This window comes from Streptomyces sp. CA189 (genome assembly GCF_056428985.1).
The window spans coordinates 25,757-47,044 of sequence record NZ_JBWJVM010000036.1; the positions used below are offsets into that span (position 1 = coordinate 25,757).

General features: G+C 68.1%; 11 protein-coding genes. 5 read left to right on the plus strand and 6 right to left on the minus strand.

Annotation, left to right across the window (positions count from 1 at the left end; genetic code table 11):
- The first annotated feature begins 7 nt into the window (after positions 1-7).
- Genes AC061S_RS24920 through AC061S_RS24935 form a run of 4 tightly spaced genes read left to right on the plus strand, consistent with a single transcriptional unit; the run spans position 8 to position 8,744 of the window.
- Positions 8-2,746 carry a bifunctional glycosyltransferase/CDP-glycerol:glycerophosphate glycerophosphotransferase gene (locus AC061S_RS24920; RefSeq protein WP_478688122.1) on the plus strand — a complete coding sequence of 913 codons (2,739 nt, stop codon included), beginning with the start codon at positions 8-10 and terminating at the stop codon, positions 2,744-2,746.
- Between the two features lie 50 nt (positions 2,747-2,796).
- Positions 2,797-4,233: a glycosyltransferase family 2 protein gene (locus tag AC061S_RS24925; protein WP_478688123.1), complete on the plus strand. Its 1,437-nt coding sequence runs from the start codon at positions 2,797-2,799 to the stop codon at positions 4,231-4,233.
- Positions 4,234-4,282: 49 nt separating this feature from the next.
- Entirely contained in the window at positions 4,283-7,024 is a 2,742-nt protein-coding gene (locus AC061S_RS24930) for a bifunctional glycosyltransferase/CDP-glycerol:glycerophosphate glycerophosphotransferase (protein WP_478688124.1), read from the plus strand.
- A gap of 55 nt (positions 7,025-7,079) precedes the next feature.
- Complete coding sequence (locus AC061S_RS24935) at positions 7,080-8,744, plus strand: phosphodiester glycosidase family protein (protein ID WP_478688125.1); 1,665 nt, start codon at positions 7,080-7,082, stop codon at positions 8,742-8,744.
- A gap of 53 nt (positions 8,745-8,797) precedes the next feature.
- Here the strand turns inward: AC061S_RS24935 and AC061S_RS24940 are convergent, their stop codons facing one another.
- The 6 genes from AC061S_RS24940 to AC061S_RS24965 all read right to left on the minus strand — a co-directional run bounded on the left by AC061S_RS24940 (position 8,798) and on the right by AC061S_RS24965 (position 17,312).
- Positions 8,798-10,312, minus strand: coding sequence for an amino acid permease (locus AC061S_RS24940; protein WP_478688126.1), 1,515 nt, complete (start codon positions 10,310-10,312; stop codon positions 8,798-8,800).
- A 134-nt stretch (positions 10,313-10,446) separates the two neighbouring features.
- Positions 10,447-12,363 carry a 1-deoxy-D-xylulose-5-phosphate synthase gene (gene dxs / locus AC061S_RS24945; RefSeq protein ID WP_478688127.1) on the minus strand — a complete coding sequence of 639 codons (1,917 nt, stop codon included), beginning with the start codon at positions 12,361-12,363 and terminating at the stop codon, positions 10,447-10,449.
- 252 nt (positions 12,364-12,615) lie between these two features.
- Positions 12,616-13,887 (minus strand): sugar ABC transporter permease, encoded by a 1,272-nt coding sequence (locus AC061S_RS24950; RefSeq protein ID WP_478688128.1) that lies wholly within the window; start codon positions 13,885-13,887, stop codon positions 12,616-12,618.
- Positions 13,884-14,672: an ATP-binding cassette domain-containing protein gene (locus AC061S_RS24955; RefSeq protein ID WP_112447331.1), complete on the minus strand. Its 789-nt coding sequence runs from the start codon at positions 14,670-14,672 to the stop codon at positions 13,884-13,886. The genes AC061S_RS24950 and AC061S_RS24955 overlap by 4 nt, the downstream gene beginning before the upstream one ends.
- Positions 14,673-14,863: 191 nt before the next feature.
- Entirely contained in the window at positions 14,864-15,979 is a 1,116-nt protein-coding gene (locus tag AC061S_RS24960; RefSeq protein ID WP_478688129.1) for a substrate-binding domain-containing protein, read from the minus strand.
- Between the two features lie 118 nt (positions 15,980-16,097).
- On the minus strand, positions 16,098-17,312 hold the full coding sequence (locus AC061S_RS24965; protein ID WP_243331471.1) for an ROK family transcriptional regulator: 1,215 nt from the start codon (positions 17,310-17,312) through the stop codon (positions 16,098-16,100).
- Positions 17,313-17,900: 588 nt separating this feature from the next.
- Between AC061S_RS24965 and mgtA the strand changes: the two genes are divergently transcribed.
- The gene (gene mgtA / locus AC061S_RS24970; RefSeq protein ID WP_478688130.1) at positions 17,901-20,621 is read left to right on the plus strand and encodes a magnesium-translocating P-type ATPase; all 2,721 of its coding nucleotides are present in this window, start codon (positions 17,901-17,903) and stop codon (positions 20,619-20,621) included.
- Positions 20,622-21,288 lie beyond the last annotated feature (667 nt).

Genomic DNA, 21,288 nt, shown 5'->3' on the forward strand with positions numbered 1-21,288 from the left:
TGCCGACATGAATTCCTATGACGTCAGCCTCGTGGTGCCGGTCTACAACGTGGAGCAGTACCTCCAGGAATGCCTGGACTCCATCGAGGCGCAGACGGTGTTCGAGCGCTGCGAGGTCCTGCTCGTCGACAACGGCAGCACGGACGGCTCCTACGGCCTCTGCGCCGAGTTCGCCCGCCGGCATGCCAACGTGACCGCACTCGTGCGCCATGGCGGTGGCGCGGGAGCGGCCCGGAACCTCGGCATGGACTGGGCCACCGGTGCACGCATCACGTTCTGCGACTCCGACGACCTGCTCCCGCCCACGGCCATCGAGCGCATGCTGGACGCCTCGCTTTCGACCGGCGCCCAGGTCGTCATCGGCGCGATGGAGACCTTCCCGAAGAAGACCAACTGGCAGTGGAAGGACCACTTCGGGAACGGCGACCGGGTCTTCGGCAGCATTGCCGAGATGCCTGAACTCGTACACAGCGCCAGTGCCTGCAACAAGCTCTTCGACCTGTCCTACTTGCGGTCCCACGGCATCAGATTCGCAGAGGGCGTCCACTTCGAGGACGCCTACGTCGGCGTTTCCGCGCTCGTTCTCGCCACCCGCCTCGCGCTGGTCGACACGTGTGTCTACAAATACCGCAAGCGCGCCGCGGGGAACTCGACCATGGACGCGATCTGGACGCGGCGGCAGAACTACTGGGACCACCTGTATCTGGTGGAATATCTACACCGCCTGGGAGAGACCCTACCGGATTCCACCCGCGCCGTGTTGAACCTCTTTCTCGTACGGAGCTATCAGGGATTCGCGCTCAGGGCGCCGGAGCTCTTCCAGGGACCAGAACTGGAAGAGCTCTATTCTCGATGCCGGGCGGTCTACTGGAACGTCTCTCCCGAGGTGGTCGCCCGAGCCACTGCCGACGGACGGCACCGGGTGGCCTATTTCGCGTTCATGACCGGCGATTTCGGCCTCTTCGCCGATCGGGCGGCCGTTCTCCACACCGTCTCGGCGCGCGACGGCCGTCCGTACTTCGCCGCCGGTGTTCCGGAGCAGCTGTTCCCCGTGGTGGAAGCCACGCCCTTCACCGCCCATCTCGAGCACGTCCGCGAGGTGCCCGGCACCGGCATGCTGCGGATCTCCGGACGGTTCGAGGTCTGCGGCATGCCCCTGGTCCGGCCCCTGCCCGGGGGCCTCGGCCTGCGCGTGCGGGGAAGTCGCCTCAGCGTGTCCGCCACGCAGGTCCGCCGGCGGGACATGAAGAACATCCGGCCCGACACGGAGTGGGGCGGCTTCACCGCCGACCTGCCCCTGGAATCCCTGCGGCACGGGATGCACGACCTCGATTTCGTCCTCGACACCGGGGACGGCCAGGTGGTCACCCCGTGCCTGGTCGCCGCGGGCTTCCTGCGCGGGGCGCGGGTCGTCGAACACCGCGGGGTGCGGGTAGTGCCGCACTGGAGGGGAAAGAACCGGGCCGTCCTGATGGTCTCCAGCGCGCCGCGGGGGTCCGGCAAGCGGAGCATCCGCAACGGGCTCCTCGTCAAGGACGCCAAGCACGTGCTGCGCAGGCGTCCCTTCTGGAAGCAGCGCCTCGCGCGGCTGCTCACGAAGCCGCTGTTCCTCGGCCGGAACATCTGGCTGTTCGGTGAGCGGGGCGACACGGCGCAGGACAACAGCTCGCACCTCTTCAGGCACGCGCGCACCGACGGGAAGCGGCGCGGGGCGTACTACCTCATCCGGGCCGGCAGCCCCGACCGCGCGCACCTGGCAGGCCTGGGGCACGTCGTCGCCCACAGCTCCTGGAAGCACAAGCTGCTGATGCTGCACGCATCGGTACTGATCAACGCCTATGACGTCGACACCTACATGCTGCCCGACGGATGGGACCGGACCCGCTATCTCAAGCATCTGAACTGGCGCGTGGGTGCCCGCCGGGTGTTCCTCCAGCACGGCGTGACGGACAAGGACGTCAGCAAGGGTCTGCACCGCAACCGCACCGGCGTCGACCTCATCCTCGCCGTCAGCCGGCACGAGGGCCGGTTCCTCTCGGAGGAACTCGGGTACGAGGGCCAGGTGGCCGTCTCCGGCTTCCCCCGCTTCGACGCGCTGGTTCCCGACCGCGGCGGGCGCCGGATCCTGTTCATGCCGACCTGGCGCGCCTATCTCACCGTCCCCTCGTACAGCCGCGCGGGGGGCGGGCGCGAGGAGCAGCAGGCCGTGCGCGAACGGTTCCTCGCCTCCAGCTACCGGAATTTCATGGTCCGCTTTCTGAACGACCCCGGTCTGCTGGCCGCATTGGAGCAATTCGGCTACACGCTGGACTTCCTTCCGCATTACGAGATGCGCGGGATGGTCGGCGAGATGGCGCCCGCGGAACAGCACCGGGTTAGAATCGTGGACCAGAACGAGGTCACGGTGCAGGACGCGATGAGGAGATGTGATCTGTTCATCACGGACTGGTCTTCCACCGCGTTCGACGTCGCATACCTCGGGACCCCTTTGGTGTATGCACAGTTCGACGCCGATGAATATTGGGGCGGGCATTACCAGAAGGGGTACTTCGACGCGCGGCGAGATGGATTCGGACCGGTCGGCGAATCCGTCGGGGAAGTGGTGCGCGAAGTGATTCGCTATATGCAGGTCGGCTGCGAAAGGGAGCCCCAGTACCTGCGGAGAGTGGAGTCATTCTTCGAGCACCAGGACCGGAGGAACAACGTGAGGGCATCGGAAGCGATCGAGCGGCTCGTCCAAAACTGAACTATTCATGCTGCCCGTAAGGAGGAAGTATGTCCCAAGGTAACCCCGACGTGACAATCGTCGTGCCCTTCCGTGATGTCGAGAAGTTCTTCTCAGAATTTCTGGCGTCGGTGGCCGCACAGACGGCTTTCTCACGGGCCCGCGTCATTCTCGTCGACAACGGAAGCACCGACACCTCGGTGGGCATCGCACATGAATTCATGAGCAGCCACGCCAATGTCGAACTGGTGTCGCAGCCTCAGGGCAGGGCCGGCGATGCGCGCAACATGGGTATGGACATGGCCACGACGCCGTACATCGTCTTCTGGGACGCTGACGACGTCGTTCCCGCTCGGTCCCTCGAGGTTCTGCGGAACACCATCGCCAAAACCAGGGCCACGGTGGTCGTGGGCCGCGACAAGCGCATTCCGAGGCCGCTCACGTCGCCCTGGCACAAGTACTTCGGCAAGACCGTCAAAACGGTGGGCAGCGTCGTCGACGTACCCGATCTGATCCACTCGGCATCCTGCTGGAACAAGATCTTCGATCTCGACCTGCTCCGCTCCCGGGGCATCCGGTTCGGCACCGGCACGGCCTTCGAGGACGCGTACGTCTCCATCCCCGCGCTGCTCGCGTCGGAGCGCATCTCGCTGGTCGACGCCCCCGTCTACGAGTACCGCACCCGCGGTGACGGCACGTCCGTCATGGACACCATCTGGGACCTCCCGCAGAACTACGTGGACCATCTGGTGATGCTGGAGTACCTCGGCGGGATGCGCGGGGCGCTCTCGCCCTACCAGCAGGAGACGCTGGAACGATTCCTCATCCGCAGCATGCAGGGCTTTCTCCTGCGGGCTCCGCTGGTCTTCAACGAATCGGATTGCCGACACCTCTTCGAACGCTGTCGCGCGCTCTACTGGGGCATCACGTCCCAGCAGATCGCACTCAGCACGAACGACACCAGGCACCGGCTTCCCTATCTCGCACTGCACTTCGGGGACTTCGACCTCTTCAGTCGGCCGGCTTCCGTCCTCGGAACGCTTTTCGGCCGCGAGGGCGACCTCTACGTCGACTACCCGGGAACTTCCTGGTCCTTGCCCCTCACCAAGATCACGTCGATTTCCGCCCGCATCGAGGAAACGTACGACGCGGACAGGGACGTTGCCGTCATCAACGGTCGGTTCTCGGTCAACGGCCTGCCCGACGAGTCGCTGGAGAAGCTTGAGCTGAAGGTCTGGTTCGAACGGAGCGGAAAGACCATTCCGGCGGTCAACCACGGGCAGTCCCGCAACGCGGCAGGCCAGTCCGGAGGGACCTTCAGCGTGACCGCCGACCTTCGGGAGTTCCCGGCGGGGTCCTTCCCGATCCGGCTCGTGTTCTGCACCGAGGGCAGGGACGTCTCACGGCCCTGTGCCGTGCACCCGGCACTGTCTCAGCAGTCACGCGCCGCGAGGGTCACGGCCAACGGCGCCGGCTCCCAGCTCGTCATCGAGTCCAACCGACTCTGATCAGGATCACTCCAGAAATGGGGTATGTAGCAAGAAACAGGAGTCTTACGTGTTTGATCCCGTCTACGACGTTGCCATCGTCGTACCCATATACAACGTGGAGAGGTACCTCCAGGACTGCTTGGACTCGCTGGCGCAGCAGACGATCTTCGGCCGCACCCAGGTCATCCTGGTCGACAACGGCAGCGAGGACGGTTCCTTCGCGATCGCGGCCGCGTTCGCCGCGGAGTACCAGAACGTATGGGCCTTCATCCACGCCGAGGGGAAGGCCGGCGGCGCCCGCAATGCCGGAATGGACCTGGCCAGCGCCCGGTACATCACCTTCTGCGACTCCGACGACGTGCTGCCCCACGACGCGCTCGAAACCATGTGGCAGACCATGGTCAAGGAGGGCGTGCCGCTCGCCATCGGCCGGATGGAGACCTTCCCGAAGCCGACCAACTGGCCCTGGCTCCGCTACCTGGAGAAGAACGCCCAGGTCCATCCCGGGATCGAGAACATCCCGGAGATGATCCACGCCGGGAGCGCGTGCCACAAGCTGTTCGACGTCGAGTTCCTCCGGGCCAACAACATCCGGTTCCGTGAGGGCGTGCACTTCGAGGACGCGTTCTTCGTGGTCCCGGCCATGCTGCTCGCGGACCGCATCGCGACGGTCCCCAAAACGGTGTACAAGTACCGCAAGCGGGCTACGGCGGACTCCACGATGGACAAGCTGTGGGACCGCAAGGCGAACTACTGGGACCACCTCCTCCTGGAGGAGTACCTGATGACGCTGCGCCCCCGCCTGTCGGGGCACCGCCAGGAGGTGCTCAACCGGTTCCTGGTGCGCAGCTACCAGGGCTTCGCGCTCCGCGCGCCCCAGGTCATGGACGAGGCGGAGCTGTTCCACCTCTTCGAGCGGGCCCGCGCGGTCTACACCCAGCTGACCCCCGACTCGGTCCTCGCCTCCACCATCGACACCCGCCACCGGTTGCCGTTCCTGGCCATGTACATGAACTGGTTCGAGCTCTTCGCCCGCCCGGAGCAGGTGGTCAGCGGGGTCTACGGCCGCGGTGGGGACCTCTATCTCGACCTCTCCGTGCCGAGTGCGCTGATCCCGCTGGCCAAGGTCTCCTCCTCCAGCGTGCACGTGGAGCACATCCAGGCCGACCACGCCTCCAACGGGGTCCTCGTCGCCGGCCGGTTCGTCCTCAACGGCCTTCCGATGAACAGCCCCATGCGCAATCCCATCAAACTGTGGGTGGAGAAGAGCGGCCAGCTGGTGGAGGCCCGTCAGGTCCCGCGCGGCGACCTGAAGGCCACCCGCGAGGACCTGGAGTGGGGCGGATTCGAGGCGGTCATCCCCGTGGGGGCCGTGAAGACCGGCGAGTTCCCCCTGAAGCTGGTGTTCTGCACCTCCGGACGTGACGTCTCGCGCCCCTGCATGATCACCGTCGCGATGCTGCGCGGGGCCCGCGGGATGAAGGTCGCCGGCCGCTGGGTCCTGCCGCTGTCGAAGGGCAAGGACAACGCCGTCCTGGTCGTCCGGGAGGCGCAGGGCGCCGGGGGCGACAAGGCCTGGGAGGACTACCTCGAAGGCCTGGACCGCGACCAGAAGAAGCGCAAGGCCCCCTTCTGGCGCGCCCGTTCCATCAAGCGCGCCACCGCCTCGTACTTCCGGCGCAAGGAGGTCTGGCTCATCGGCGAGCGCAAGGACACCGCGCAGGACAACGGCTTCCACCTCTTCACCTACCTGCGCACGCACGAGCGCCGCCGCAAGGTCTACTACATCATCGACAAGGACAGCGCGGACCACGCGAAGCTCAAGGGCCTGGGCAACGTGGTGGCGCACAGTTCTTGGAAGCACAAGCTGCTCATGCTCCACGCGACACTGCTGATCAACGCCTACGACATCGATTCGTACATGCTCCCCGACGGATGGGACCGTACGAAGTACCTCAAGCACCTCAACTGGCGGGTGGGGGCCCGCAGGGCCTTCCTCCAGCACGGGGTAGCCGACGAGGACCTCAGCCAGGCCCTGCACCGCAACCGGGCCGGCGTGGACCTGTTGCTCACGTCGGGCGAGCGGGAGGCCGGCTACTTCGCCGACCACATGCACTACGGGGACAAGGTCAAGCTGCTCGGCCTCCCTCGTTTCGACGCGTTGCAGCCCGACCGCGGCCGTCGCCGGATCCTGCTGATGCCCACGTGGCGCAAGTACCTGACGATCCCCTCCTACCTCCAGCAGGAGGGGGCCGACCAGGACGCCGTGGACGAGATCTTCCGGGTGTCGACCTACCGGGAGTTCATGGTGCGGCTGCTGCGCGACCCGCGGCTCATGAAGGCGCTGGAGTACTACGACTACGTCCTCGACTTCCTGCCGCACTACGAGATGCGGAACATGATCGACGGGGTCGTGCCGGACCACCACCGCGTGCAGCGCCTGGATCAGACGAAGATCAGCGTCCAGACCGCCCTGCGCCAGTGCGACCTGTTCATCACGGACTGGTCCTCCGTCCACTTCGACGTGGCCTACCTCGGCACGCCGCTCATCTACGCCCGGTTCGACCCGGACGAGTACTGGGCGAAGCACGCCCGGAAGGGGTATTTCGAGGCGGAGCACGACGGGTTCGGGCCGGTGTGCGGCGACGTGGACCAAGTGGTGAACGAAGTGATCCGCTACCTCGGCAACAACTGTGTGCGCGAGCCGGAGTACGACTACCGGGCAAGGTCGTTCTTCGCCTTCGAGGACAGGAACAACTGCGCCCGGGCGACGGCCGCACTCGTAGAACTCGCAGCCTCGGACCGGTGACGCACCGAGCCGCTCCCGTCACCAGTGCTGGGCCGGAACGACAGGGGAGCACGTCTTGAGGGCCTCGTTCGGTACACGGTCCCTGCTGATCGGCCTGTTCGTGGCCGTGGTGGGGATCGTGGCCGCGCTGCTGGTGTTCCCGGATCCGGATCCGCCGGCCGCGAAGTCCACCGCCTACGGCAGCCACATGCCGCTCGGGTCCGATGAGCTGACGACACAGGCGAGTTCGAAGCGGACGCTGGCGCCCGGCGTCAGCTACCAGACGTTCGTCCAGGGCACCGCGTCGGACCGGTGGACCGTCTGGGTGAAGCGCAACGGGGTCGAGACCTTCGGCAGCAAGAGCGCGGCGGAAGCACTGGTCACCGCGCTGGACGCCGCCGACTTCCACGCGACCCTCGCCACGTTCGTCTCCCCCGCGTCCTCCGACACCCCCAGCGCGCTGATCGGCTACGGAGTGCGCGTCGGCTCCTTCTCCCCCGAGGACAAAGCCTCTGGGGAGGAGCTCGCGGACCGGATACGGGACGCGGGGTTCGGCGCCCGGGTCGTCTACACCGCCCTGGACGGCAAGCAGAGCACCGGGCCGTGGAGGGTGCACGTCGTCCGTGTCGCCCCGACGGCCGACGTCGACATCAAGGCGGTTCACGGCAAGGACATCGCCACGTCGGAGACGGTGCGCAAGATGGCGGTGTCGAGCGGGGCTCTCGCGGCCGTCAACGGTTCGGAGTTCGACATCCGCACCTTGCCCGGATTCTCCGGTTACGAAGGAGTGCCGCAGGGGCTGTACGTGAAGGACGGCGTCATCTTGAGTGCCGCCAACAACGGGCGTACGGCCCTGTTGCTCCAGAGCACCGACGCCCGCGTACGGATCACCGAGACCGCGTCCGCCCTCAAGGTCACGTCGCCCGGCGGCGAAGCCCACGCCATCGACGGAGTCAACCGCGTGGCCGGACGCGTCGCGGGGTGCGGTGGGGTGGGAGGGGACCTGTTCGGTCTCGACGGGACCTGGAGCCCGACGCACAAGCCGTGGCGCAACCAGCTGTGTCTGGACGACGACGAGATCGTCATGTTCCGTCCGGAGTGGGGTCGTTCGACCCCGGCTCCGAGTTCGGGAGCAGCCGAGAGCGTGGAAGCCGTCGTGAACGGCAAAGGGGTGGTGACGGACGTGCGTTCACCTGCGGGCGGCACCATCCCCGCCGGATCCCGTGTGCTCCAGGGCATCGGCGCCGGGGCCGAGTGGCTGAAGGCGGAGGCGCCGGAAGGCACCACGCTCAAGTTCGACCAGTCGGTCAAGGACGCCGCGGGGGGTGCGGTGACCGGCCGCGGCCTTTCGGCGGTGGCGGGCGGTGGCCCGGCCTTGGTGAGGGACGGGGAGATCTTCGTGAACACCGCGGCCAACGGTCTGACGCGGTTCACCGGGGAGCCGAACCTCACGCTGGTCCAGCGTCATCCCCGCACGATGGCGGGTGTCACCGCATCCGGCGATCTGCTCCTGGTGACCGTCGACGGACGGGCTGTCGACGGCAGCATCGGTGTCACCTGGCCGGAGGCCGCAGCCGTGATGAAGTGGCTGGGAGCCTCCGACGCGGTCGGGTTGGGCAGTGGCGGCGACGCGGCGATGGTGGTCGACGGGGATCTCGCCAATCAGCCCATGGACGACTGGGGTTCCAAGTCGAACGAACGCAAGCTCAGCAACGCGGTGGTCGTGGTGCCCCGGGGCTGAGGCCCGGGGCCCCACGGCCACCGCAGGGTCGGCGCCGAGGTCCTCCGCCGACGTCAGCGGCCCTCGCGCGCCGGGTTCGGGGTCATGCCCTCGCCCCGGCCCAGCCGGCTGTGCTGCTTCCCGTAGAGGTAGTAGACGGCGATGCCGACGACCATCCAGATCCCGAAGCGCAGCCAGGTCTCGGCCGGCAGGTTCAGCATCAGCCAGACCGACGCGGCGATCGACAGGACGGGCACCAGCGGCACCCACGGGGTGCGGAAGGCCCGGTGCAGGTCGGGCCGGGTGCGGCGCAGGACCATCACGCCGAGCGCGACGACGACGAAGGCGAAGAGGGTGCCGATGTTCACCAGGGTCGCCAGCTCGTTGATGCTGGTGAATCCGGCGACGATCGCGATGACCACGCCGAGCAGGATGGTCGGCCGGTAGGGCGTACGGAACTTCGGGTGGGTCCGCGAGAAGAACCGCGGCAGCAGTCCGTCGCGGCTCATCGCGAAGAACACCCGGGTCTGGCCGAGCAGCAGGATCATGCACACGGTGGTCAGGCCCACGGCCGCGCCGAAGCTGATGATGCCTCCGTAGACCGGATGGCCGGCGGATTTGAAGGCGTCGGCCAGCGGGGCGCTGACGGAGAGCTCCTTGTAGTTCTGCATGCCGGTCACCACGATCGAGACCGCCACGTAGAGCACGGTGCAGATGATCAGCGAGCCGAGGATGCCACGGGGCATGTCCCGCTGCGGGAGCTTGGTCTCCTCGGCGGCGGTGGCCACCACGTCGAAGCCGATGAAGGCGAAGAAGACCACGGAGGCGGCGGTGAAGATGCCCATGACGCCGAAGTTGGTGGGCTCGTAGCCGAAGAGGAGCTGGACGAGCGGGGCATCCAGTCCGGAGCCGCCCGTCTGGGGTTCGGCCGGCGGGATGAACGGCGTGTAGTTGGACTTCGTGATGAAGAACGCGCCCGCGATGATCACGATGAGCACCACCGTGACCTTGATCGCGACGACCACCGCGGTGATCCGCGCGGACAGCTTCACCCCGACGACCAGGATCGCGGTGAGGACCAGGACCAGGACGAAGGCGAGCAGGTCGAAGCTGCCGCCCGGAACGTCGGGTCCTTGGAGCGAGGCGGGCAGGTGGAGGCCGGCGTTGTCCATGAGCGAGCGGACGTACCCGGACCAGCCGACGGCGACGACCGCGGTGCCGAGCGCGAACTCCAGCACGAGGTCCCAGCCGATGATCCAGGCGGGCAGCTCGCCGATGGAGGCGTACGAGAAGGTGTACGCGGATCCGGCCACCGGGACGGTCGAGGCGAACTCGGCGTAGCACAGGGCGGCCAGCGCGCACACGATGCCGGCGGCGACGAACGCGAGGGCCGTGGAAGGTCCGGCGGTCTCCTTGGCGACCTTGCCCGTGAGGACGAAGATGCCGGTGCCGATGATCACGCCGACGCCGAAGACGGTCAGGTCCCAGGAGGAGAGCGACTTCTTGAGCGCGTGTTCCGGCTCTTCCGTGTCCAGGATCGACTGCTCGACCGATTTGGTACGGAAGGGGCCCTTCAGGTTCCTACTCACCGACGCACCTCCGCGGGAGGGACCGCATCCAAACGAAACGGGCCGGAAGGCCCACCCTCCCAGGGTTAACCTCCCGGCCCGTGACGTGCAACCGCAGATGATCAGCCGCAGTCCGGACGCGGCCGGGGCTCCGCTCAGTCGACGGCGGCGGCCGGCTCGTTGTCGTAGCGCCCGTCCAGCTTGGCCACCAGGCCGGTGACCTGCCGCGCGATGTCCGGAGCGGTCAGACCGATCTCGGCCATGACCTCCTTGCGCGTGGCGTGGTCCAGGAAGCGCTGCGGAATGCCGAAGTCCCGCAGGGGTACGTCGACCCCCGCGTCCCGCAGTGCCTGCGCGACGGCGGAGCCGACGCCGCCGGCACGGCTGTTGTCCTCGACGGTGACGACCACGCGGTGGCGGTCGGCGAGCGGGGCCAGGGCCTCGTCCACGGGCTTGACCCAGCGGGGGTCGACCACGGTCGTGGAGATGCCCTGCTTGTCGAGCAGATCGGCGATCTCCAGGCACATCGGGGCGAGCGCGCCGACCGAGACGAGCAGTACGTCCGGACGGGTGACCTCGTCGGCCGGACGGCGCAGCACGTCCATGCCGCCGATCCTGCCGACGGCCGGGACGGCCGGGCCGACGACGCCCTTGGAGAAGCGCACCACGGTCGGCGCGTCCTTCACCAGGACGGCCTCGTTCAGCTGCGCCCGCAGCTGCTCCGCGTCGCGCGGGGCGGCCAGGCGCAGGCCCGGGACCACCTGCAGGATGGACATGTCCCACATGCCGTTGTGGGAGGCGCCGTCGGTGCCGGTGACCCCGGCGCGGTCCAGGACGAAGGTGACCCCGCACTTGTGCAGGGCCACGTCCATCAGGACCTGGTCGAAGGCGCGGTTGAGGAAGGTCGCGTACACCGCGAAGACCGGGTGGGCGCCGCCGGAGGCCAGGCCGGCCGCCGAGGTGGCGCCGTGCTGCTCGGCGATGCCGACGTCGAAGATCCGGTCCGGGTAGGCGTCGGCGAACTTCTTCAGGCCCACCGGCTGGAGCATGGCCGCGGTGATGGCGACGATGTCCTTGCGCTCCCTGCCGAGCTTGACCATCTCGTCGGCGAAGACGGAGGTCCAGCTGGCGGCGTCCGTGGAGACGGGCAGGCCGGTGTCCGGGTGGATGACGCCGACCGCGTGGAAGCGGTCCGCCTCGTCCTGGACGGCCGGCTCGTAGCCCCGGCCCTTCTGGGTGAGGCAGTGCACGATGACCGGTCCGCTGAAGCGCTTGGCGCGCTGCAGGGCCGATTCCAGGGCCTCGATGTCGTGGCCGTCGATGGGCCCGATGTACTTCAGGCCGAGGTCCTCGAACATGCCCTGCGGGGCGATGAAGTCCTTGAGGCCCTTCTTGGCCCCGTGCAGGGTCTCGTAGAGGGGCTTCCCGACGACCGGGGTGCGCTCCAGGAGGTCCTTGCCGCGGGCCAGGAAGCGCTCGTAGCCGTCCGTGGTGCGCAGGGTGGCCAGGTGGTTCGCGAGGCCGCCGATGGTGGGGCCGTACGAGCGCTCGTTGTCGTTGACGACGATCACCAGGGGGCGGTCCTTGGCGGCGGCGATGTTATTCAGCGCCTCCCAGGCCATACCGCCGGTGAGGGCCCCGTCGCCGATGACCGCGGCGACGTGGTGGTCCTCCCTGCCGAGCACCTCGTTGGCCTTCGCGAAGCCGTCGGCCCAGCCCAGCACGGTGGACGCGTGCGAGTTCTCGATCACGTCGTGCTCGGACTCGGCGCGCGAGGGGTAGCCCGACAGGCCGCCCTTGGTGCGCAGGCCGGCGAAGTCCTGGCGGCCGGTGAGCAGCTTGTGCACGTAGGCCTGGTGGCCGGTGTCGAAGAGGACCTTGTCCTTGGGCGAGTCGAAGACCCTGTGCAGAGCGATCGTCAGCTCGACGACACCGAGGTTGGGGCCGAGGTGCCCGCCGGTCTTGGAGACGGCGTCGACGAGGAAGGTCCTGATCTCTGCGGCGAGCCTGTCGAGCTCCTCCTGGCTGAGCCGGTCCAGATCGCGCGGTCCCTTGATGCGGGTCAGCAGCACCCGTGCCTCCTTGCAGTCGCTTGCTGGTCCGCCGAGTCTAATCTTCGCCAGTTGGGCGTAAGTGAAGCGCGGTCCCGGTCAGGTCACACCTTTGTCATACCTGTACACATCAGTACGGAGTCACACCCCCCAAAAGGGGGTATTCCCGCACATCCGTACGTACACGCCTACGCGCAGGTGCCCGGTGCCACATCAAGTGGCACCGGGCACTGTGACGGTTCTTACCGCCGCATCAGGTTCCGCGCACGCCGGTCAGGCGCGCCCGGCCGTCTTCTGCGTCTTGCGGGTGATCGAGTCGATCACCACGGTGGCGAGGAGGACCGCGCCGGTGATCATGTACTGGATCGGCGTCGCGATTCCCTCCAGGGCCAGACCGTACTGGATGGAGGTGATGACCATGACGCCGAGGAGGGCGTTCCAGGTCCGGCCGCGGCCGCCGAAGAGGCTGGTGCCGCCGATGACGGCCGCCGCGATCACGTTCATCAGCAGGTCGCCGGCGCCGGCGCTCTGGTTCGCCGCCGCGATCTTGGAGGCCCAGAAGAGGCCGCCGATCGCCGCGAAGGTGCCCGCGATCGCGAAGACCGTGATCCGGACCCGGTTGACGTTGATGCCCGCGCGCCGGGAGGCCTCGACGCTGCCGCCGAGGGCGAAGACCTGGCGGCCGAAGGTGGTGCGCCGCAGGAGGAAGTCCGTGGCGACCAGGGCCAGCAGGAAGAGCACGATCGCCAGCGGCAGGCCCTTGTACTGGTTGAACACCATGGCCGGACCGAAGGTGAACACCGCGAGGAGCCCGGTGCGCAGCAGGATCTCGCCGAGGGGCCGGGAGGGGACCCCTGCGGCCGCGCGGCGCCGGTTGTCGGAGAACGTGGCGAGGAAGTAGCCCACCACGGCGAGGGCGGCGAGCCCGTAGCCGACGGCCACGTCCGAGAAGAAGTACGTGGTCAGCTGCCCGACCACGCCGTCGGAGTCGAGGTTGATCGTGCCGTTGCTGCCGAGGATCTGCAGCATGGCGCCGGACCAGAAGAGCAGGCCCGAAAGGGTGACGGCGAAGGCCGGGGCGCCGATCTTGGCGAAGAAGAAGCCGTGGAGGGAGCCGATCAGGGCGCCTCCGGCGATCGCCGCGAGGATGGCCAGCCATTCGTTGACGCCGTTGGTGACCGAGAGGACGGCCACGATCGCGCCCGAGACGCCGCTGACCGAGCCGACCGAGAGGTCGATCTCGCCGAGCAGCAGGACGAAGATGATGCCGACCGCCATCATGCCGGTGGCCGTCATCGTGATCGCGATGTTGGTGAGGTTCTCGGCGCCGAGGAAGTTCGAGTTCAGGCCCTGGAAGATGCTCCAGATGATGATCAGGCCGAGGACGACGGGCACGGAGCCCAGGTCGCCGGCCTTGAGCTTGCGGCCGAACTCGTGCACGTACCCGGCGAGGCCCTGCTCGCGGACGAGCAGGCGGGGGTCCACGGCCGGGATGGCGTCGTGGGCGGCGGCCGGGTTGACGGGGTCTATGTGCTGGGTGCTCACTTGCGGGCCTCCCCGGTGCGGGCCGCCCGGCGGGTCACGGCGTTGTCCGTGGCCCCGGTGATGGCGGAGATGATCTCTTCCTGCGACGTGTCCTTCACGGAGAAGACGCCGTTGTTGCGGCCCAGCCGCAGGACGGCCACCTTGTCGGCCACGGCCTTCACATCGGCCATGTTGTGGCTGATGAGGATGACGGCGTGACCGCGCTCGCGCAGCCGCTCGACCAGGTCGAGCACCTGTGCGGTCTGCTCGACGCCGAGGGCGGCGGTGGGCTCGTCGAGGATCACGAGCTGGGGCTCGCCCAGCATGGAGCGGGCGATCGCCACGGTCTGGCGCTGGCCGCCGGAGAGCGAGGCGATGGGGATGCGGACGCTGGGTATCCGGATGGACAGGGTGGTCAGGAGCTCGCGCGCGCGCCGCTCCATCTCCACCTCGTCGAGGATGCCGCGCCGCTTGAGCTCGCGTCCCAGGAAGAGGTTGCCGACCACATCGATGTTGTCGCACAGCGCGAGGTCCTGGTAGACCGTCGCGATGCCCAGGTTCTGGGCGTCGTGGGGCTTGGTGATCGAGACCGGGCGGCCCTCCCACTCGATGACTCCGTCATCGATGGGGTGCACGCCGGCGATCGTCTTGACCAGCGTGGACTTACCGGCGCCGTTGTCGCCGACGAGGGCGACCACCTCGCCGGAGTGGATCTCGAGTTCTACGTCGGTGAGGGCCTGAACGGCGCCGAACCGCTTCGAGACCCCTCGCAACGCCAGTACGGGCGCAGCGGACACATGAACCATCTCCTTGCCGCCTGACCGGCGGGGATGTCGTGCAAAAGAGCAGGACCACGGGGGATTTGAGAGAAACGAATCTGCTGGAACGAATCCGCTCGAGCGAAACGTTTCTGTCCGGCGCCCCGCCAGTGGCGGGATGGAGGCGGGAGCGCCGGACAGGCATGGGGGCCGCTCGGCGGACCGAGCGGCGGGGGGCCTTACTTCAGGCCGATGGCGGCGCAGGCGGCCGCGTACTTGTCGGTGCAGATCTCGTCGACCGTGTAGACGTTGTCGCGGACGACGGTGTCCTTGACGTTCGCCTTGGTCAGCGAGACGACCGGGATCAGCAGGGACGGGACGCCCTTGGTGGTGGGGCTGTCGACCTTGGCGGTGGCGGTGGTCGCGATCGACTCGCCCTTGGCGAGGGCCACGGCCATCTTCGCGGCGGCCTCGGCCTCGGGGGCGTACGGCTTGTAGACGCTCATGAACTGCTCGCCCGCCACGATCCGCTGCACACCGGCGAGTTCGGCGTCCTGGCCCGTGACCGGGGGCAGGGGGGTCACGCCGGCCGCCTTGAGGGCGGTGATGATGCCGCCGGCCATGCCGTCATTGGCGGAGTAGACGCCGATGACCTTCTCCTTGCCGAGCGCCGAGAGCGCGGCCGCCATGTTGGTGTTGGCGTTCTCCGGCTTCCACTCGACGGTGTCGTACTCCTTGCCGACGTTCACGTTGCCGTCGAGGACGGAGTGCGCGCCCTTCTTGAACAGCGCGGCGTTCGGGTCGGTGACGGAGCCGTTCATCATGACGATCTGGCCGTCCTTGGCCTTGTCGCCCAGGGCCTCCAGGAGTGCCTTGCCCTGGACCTTGCCGACCTCTTCGTTGTCGAAGGAGGTGTAGGCGTCGATCGGGCCCTCGGCGAGGCGGTCGTAGGCCACGACCGGGATGCCGGCCTCCTTGGCCTTCTTGACCGAGCCGGCGATCGCCTTGGAGTCCACCGCGTCGATGATCAGGACGTTCACCTTGTTGGTGATCATCGTGTCGACCTGGGAGTTCTGCGTGGTCGCGTCCTGCTTGGCGTTGGCGTAGACGACCTCGCCCTTGCCCGCGGTCAGGTCCTTGACCGCCTTCTCGATGAGCGGCTTGTCGAACTTCTCGTAACGCGCGGTCTGGTTCTCCGGCAGGAGCAGACCGACCTTGATCGCGCCGCCCTTGACAGCGCCGGTGGCGTTGTCCTTCTTGTCCCCGGACTCCTTCGCGCTGCCGCAAGCGGCGAGCGAGACGGCCATGGTGCCGGCGGCAACGGCGACGGCGACTCTGCGCATACGCGTGTTCATTACTTGAACCTCCCTGACGAGGCCGCAGCACTGCGGCCGAGGTGGATGTGAGTCAACCCCGGCCGCGAGTTTGTCGTCAAGGAGTGAATGCTTAACGAGATGACAACGACGCCATTCGTTATCTAACTGAAGACAAGACGGCGGGAGCTCGCACTCCACTTCCATTTTCTGCCAAAAGCGTCGAATCGCCCATCTCGCTCAGTACGAGGGCCAGCGCGCCCAGCACCTCGGCCCGCCCGCCCAGGGACCCCGTGAGCACCGACAACTGCCGGGCGGCACTGGGGATCGCGTACCTCCCCACGGATTCACGGATGGGGGCCAGGACCAGTTCACCGGCGTCCGCGAGCGAGCCGCCCAGGACCACCCGGCTCGGGTTCAGGAGATTGCACAGACTGGCCACGCCGCTGCCGATGTGGCGGCCCACGTCCGTGATGACCCGACGGCAGCCGGGGTCCCCGTCCCGGGCCAGTTCCACGACCCGTTCCATCGTCAACTCCGGTCCGTGGCTGCTCTGCAGGAGCGGCAGCACGTACCGGGCGGCGGCGAAGGTCTCCAGGCAGCCGCGGTTGCCGCAGCGGCAGACCGGACCCGATTCGTCGAGCGTGATGTGCCCGATCTCGCCGGCCGTGCCGCCGGGTCCCCGGTAGATCTGCCCGTTGATCACCAGGCCGGCGCCCACACCGCTCGCGACCTTGATGTACGCGAGGTCCTTGACCCCGCGCCCGCTCCCCCAGACCAGCTCCCCCAGCGCCCCGAGGTTCGCGTCGTTGTCCACGTACACCGGGACGCCCAGGCGCTGCGAGAGCTCGCGCCGCGGGTTGATCCCGGCCCAGCCCGGCAGGATCGCGGTGGAGCCGAGGGTGCCGGACTCCAGGTCGATGGGGCCCGGTACGCCGAGCCCGACGCCGATGACCTTGTCACGGCCGATCCCGATGCCCTCGACGAGCCGTCCGACCAGGGCCTCCGCCCGGTCGAAGCCGTCGACCCAGGAGGCGTCCACGTCCAGCGGCTCGGACTCCTCGGCCAGCACCTGGTGGGCCAGGTTCCCGACGGCCACCCGCAGGTGGGTGTGGCCGAAGTCGACGCCGATCACGATGCCGGCGTCACCGCTGAGCGAGACGCTGCGCGCCCGCCTGCCACCGGCGGAGGTGTCCGTGACCTCGACGGTCCCGGCCTCCTTGAGCTCCCGGACGATATTGGAGACCGTGGCCGCCGACAGTCCGGTGCTCCGGGCGATCTCCGCCTGGGTCAGCGAACCCGCGAGCCGTACCGCCCGTACGACGCGCTCCAGATTGGCGCGATGCAGTGAAGACTGCGATCCGGGAGTCTGCACGACTCATCCACTCCTGCCCATAAGCAACGGCAAGCCGTCGCCCCCCGGCCGGGACCGTCAGCGGCTGCATGCTCCGGCTGACACGAGACCCCGGCGTCTCTCCAACTTGTGAACCTTAAGTCGAGCCTTTGCGCCTCGCGACGTCAAGAGGCCGCCGCAGTACGAATCGGCCACTACCGGTCATAAGTATGAGAGAAACCTCCATCCTGATCGTGCTACGGTCGCCGTGGCGCTGGTCATCACGGTCTTCACGGCCGGATCGGGCGCCCTCTGTCATGCAAGCGCTACGCAAGGAGGTGTTCGGGATGAGTCCCGATCGAAGTCCTTGCAGCGCTCTCTTCGGCTGAGCTCCCTGAGCGGCCGGTCTCTCTTCGAGTGTGCACGCCCGCGGCCCCGCGCCGCCTCCGTGCGTTTCTGCATTCATCTTCGTAACCCCTTCCGCACGCCCTGACGCTTCCGTCAGGCGCGCGTCATCCATGCCCACCGGCGTGTCCCGAGGCCTTACGTGCCACCCCACGCCGACCCATGATCACTCCACGTGACCGCGCGGCTTCGCGCTGCCCGGACACCGTGGAGGGAGGTTTCGCCATGACCATGCTCACCCCCCGTACCCCCACGAAGCTCGCACCCCCGGGCCGGGCCCGCCGCGAGCGCAAGGCCGCCGAACTGGAGGCCCGCACCCGGGCCGTCGGCGAGCGGCTCGCCGGGATCAGCGCCCGCCCGGGCGTCCAGGTCCTGCAGGAGGTGGACGCCTCCCGCAACGGCCTCACCCACGCGGAGGCCGCGCTGCGCCTGGAGCGCCACGGGTCCAACGTCGTCGCCCAGGAACGCGCCCCGCGCTGGTACGTCCAGCTGGCGAAGGCCTACGCGAACCCCTTCATCGCCGTCCTGGTCTTCCTGGCGGCCGTCATGTACTGGCAGGACCCCGCCGACCCGGGCGTCGTCATCCTCTCGGTGATGGTCGGGATCAGCGGCCTGCTCCGCTTCTGGCAGGAGTACCGCTCGGGCCGGGCGGCCGACGCGCTCAAGCAGCTCGTCACCACCACCTGCGCGGTGCAGCGCCGGGCCGGCAGCGGCTCCGGACCCACCTCCTTCGAGATCCCGATGGACCAGGTGGTCCCGGGCGACGTGGTCAAGCTGGGCGCCGGCGACCTGATCCCGGCCGACCTGCGGATCATCACCGCCAAGGACCTGATGGTCGGCCAGGCCGCCCTGTCCGGCGAGTCCCTGCCGGTCGCCAAGGCCGACACCCGGACCGACGACCTCGGCCAGAGCGAGACCACCGACCCCGTCGAGGCCGACAACCTCTGCCTGATGGGCACCTCGGTGACCTCCGGCACCGCCACCGGACTCGTCGTCGCCACGGGCTCCGACACCTACTTCGGCTCGATGGCCGGCTCCCTGGTCGGCGAGCGCCCGGAGACCAACTTCGACACCGGGGTGCGCAAGGTCAGCTTCCTGCTGATCCGCTTCATGCTGGTGATGGTCCCGATCGTCTTCATGATCAACGGCTTCACCAAGGGCGACTGGGAGGCCGCCCTCCTCCTCGGCATCGCCGTCGCGGTCGGCCTGACCCCCGAGATGCTGCCGATGGTCGTCTCCGCCAACCTGGCGCGCGGCGCGGTGGCCATGTCCAAGCGCAAGGTGGTCGTCAAGCGGCTCAACGCCATCCAGAACCTGGGCGCGATGGACGTGCTCTGCACGGACAAGACCGGCACCCTCACCGAGGACCGGATCGTCCTGGACCGCTACCTCGACGTGCACGGCGACGAGGACAACGAGGTCCTGGAGTACGGCTACCTCAACGCGCACTTCCAGACGGGCCTGAAGAACCTGATGGACCAGGCGGTCATCGACCGCGTGGGCGAGGCCGAGGAGGTTGTCGTCGATGCTCGGTTCTCGATGGTCGACGAGATCCCCTTCGACTTCGCCCGGCGCCGGATGTCCGTGGTCCTGAACCGCAACAGCATCGTGGGCGGCTCCGGCCGGCCCGAGCACGTCATGATCACCAAGGGCGCCGTCGAGGAAGTCCTCGCCCTGTGCACCCACATGACGGACCGCGGGCAGAAGGTCGAGCTGACCGAACAGCTCCGGTGGCACGTCTCGCGCATCGCCGAGGACAACAACCGCAAGGGCCTGCGCGTCCTGGCCGTCGCCACCCGCACGATGAGCGCCCCCCGCGACACCTACACCGTCGCCGACGAGGACCAGCTGACCCTGGTCGGCTTCCTGGCCTTCCTCGACCCGCCGAAGGCCGACGCCACCCGGGCCCTGCAGGGCCTCGCCGACAAGGGCATCGCGGTCAAGGTGGTCACCGGCGACAACGAGCTCGTCGCCGCCCGGGTCTGCGCCGATGTCGGCCTCACCGTCGGCCATGTGGTCAACGGCACCGAGATCGACGTCCTCGACGACGCGGAACTGCGCGCGCTGGCCGCCCGTACGACGGTCTTCGCCAAGGTCAACCCGGTGCAGAAGGCCCGGATCGTACGGGCCCTGCAGGCCGACGGCCACACGGTCGGCTTCCTCGGGGACGGCATCAACGACGCGGCCGCGCTGCGCGACGCGGACGTCGGCATCTCGGTGGACACCGCCGTGGACATCGCCAAGGAGTCCGCCGACATCATCCTGCTGGAGAAGGACCTGACCGTCCTGGAGCAGGGCGTGATCCAGGGCCGGACCACCTTCGGCAACACGATCAAGTACATCAAGATGACGGCCAGTTCCAACTTCGGCAACGTCTTCTCGGTGCTGGTGGCGAGCGCCTTCATCCCGTTCCAGCCGATGCTGGCGATCATGCTGCTCGTCCAGAACCTGGTCTACGACATCGCCCAGCTGGCCACCCCGTGGGACCGGATGGACGAGGAGTACCTGCGCAAGCCCCGCAACTGGGACGCGAAGGGCATCGGCCGCTTCATGCTCTGCATCGGCCCGATCAGCTCGATCTTCGACATCGCGATGTTCGTCGTCATGTGGAACGTGTTCGCCGCCAACACCGAGGCGCACGCGGCGCTCTTCCAGTCCGGCTGGTTCATCGAGGGCCTGCTCTCGCAGACCCTGGTCGTCCACATGATCCGCACCCGCAAGATCCCCTTCATCCAGTCCCGGGCGTCCTGGCCGGTGATGGTGATGACCGTCCTCGCCGTGCTGACCGGGCTCTTCCTGCCCTTCTCCCCGCTGGCGGCCTCGCTGGGCTTCGTACCCCTGCCGGCGAGCTACTTCCCGTGGCTGATCGGCGTCCTGCTGGCGTACTGCACGCTCACGCAGCTGCTGAAGACCGTGTACATCCGCAAGTTCGGCACCTGGCTCTGAGGAGCCTAGCGGGGACGTGAGTGTGGACCTTCTGCTGTGCTCACTGGGCGGCGCGCGGACCGCTAACCGAGCGGCGGCGCCGAGGTAGCCGTCGCCCTCTGCTTCTAGGCCGTGTGCCTGGAGGCGGAGGATGCCCCCGTGTGCACGCCACCGGCTGTCGACGCGCTCGGCCGGCGGGACTCCCTGTTGGCGTCGAGCAGCAGCCAGGCCGGCCCGAAGGCCGGCCTGGTTACGGTGCCCATACTGCTGCCCCAAGGGGGCGTATGCGGGAGGAAGTTGTCAGCAACCTCTCGCTGGACCGTTCCTTTTCGCTGCGCGGAAGTGAACTCCGAGCAGTGGCACGCCCCGAACGGTCTTGGGCGCACTGGGTTCCGGCTTTCGCGGCCCGGTCGGCGACACGCATCATGTGCGTGGTCCGTTCCGGGAGGTCCGGTTCCCTCACGATCTGGCCAAGTGGGCACGGCCAAAGGCGACGGGGAGGCCCTAAACCATCACTCCGGTGGAGCAGGGGCCCCGCACGCTGGCACCGCACCCGGTGTCCCAGTTCGCATGAACGACGCTACACGGCCGGGCACCAGCCCCCACAAGCCGCTAACCCGACAACCACCCAATCGAGTTAACGGTCGGCGGTCAGCGGGTCGGCCGTGCCCCGACCTGTCGGCGTCCG

Coding starts and splice junctions, on each gene's coding strand:
- AC061S_RS24920 (WP_478688122.1), top strand. CDS start 8: ATGAATTCCTATGACGTCAGCCTCGTGGTGCCGGTCTACAACGTGGAG.
- AC061S_RS24960 (WP_478688129.1), bottom strand. CDS start 15,979: ATGAACACGCGTATGCGCAGAGTCGCCGTCGCCGTTGCCGCCGGCACC.
- mgtA (WP_478688130.1), top strand. CDS start 17,901: ATGACCATGCTCACCCCCCGTACCCCCACGAAGCTCGCACCCCCGGGC.
- AC061S_RS24955 (WP_112447331.1), bottom strand. CDS start 14,672: ATGGTTCATGTGTCCGCTGCGCCCGTACTGGCGTTGCGAGGGGTCTCG.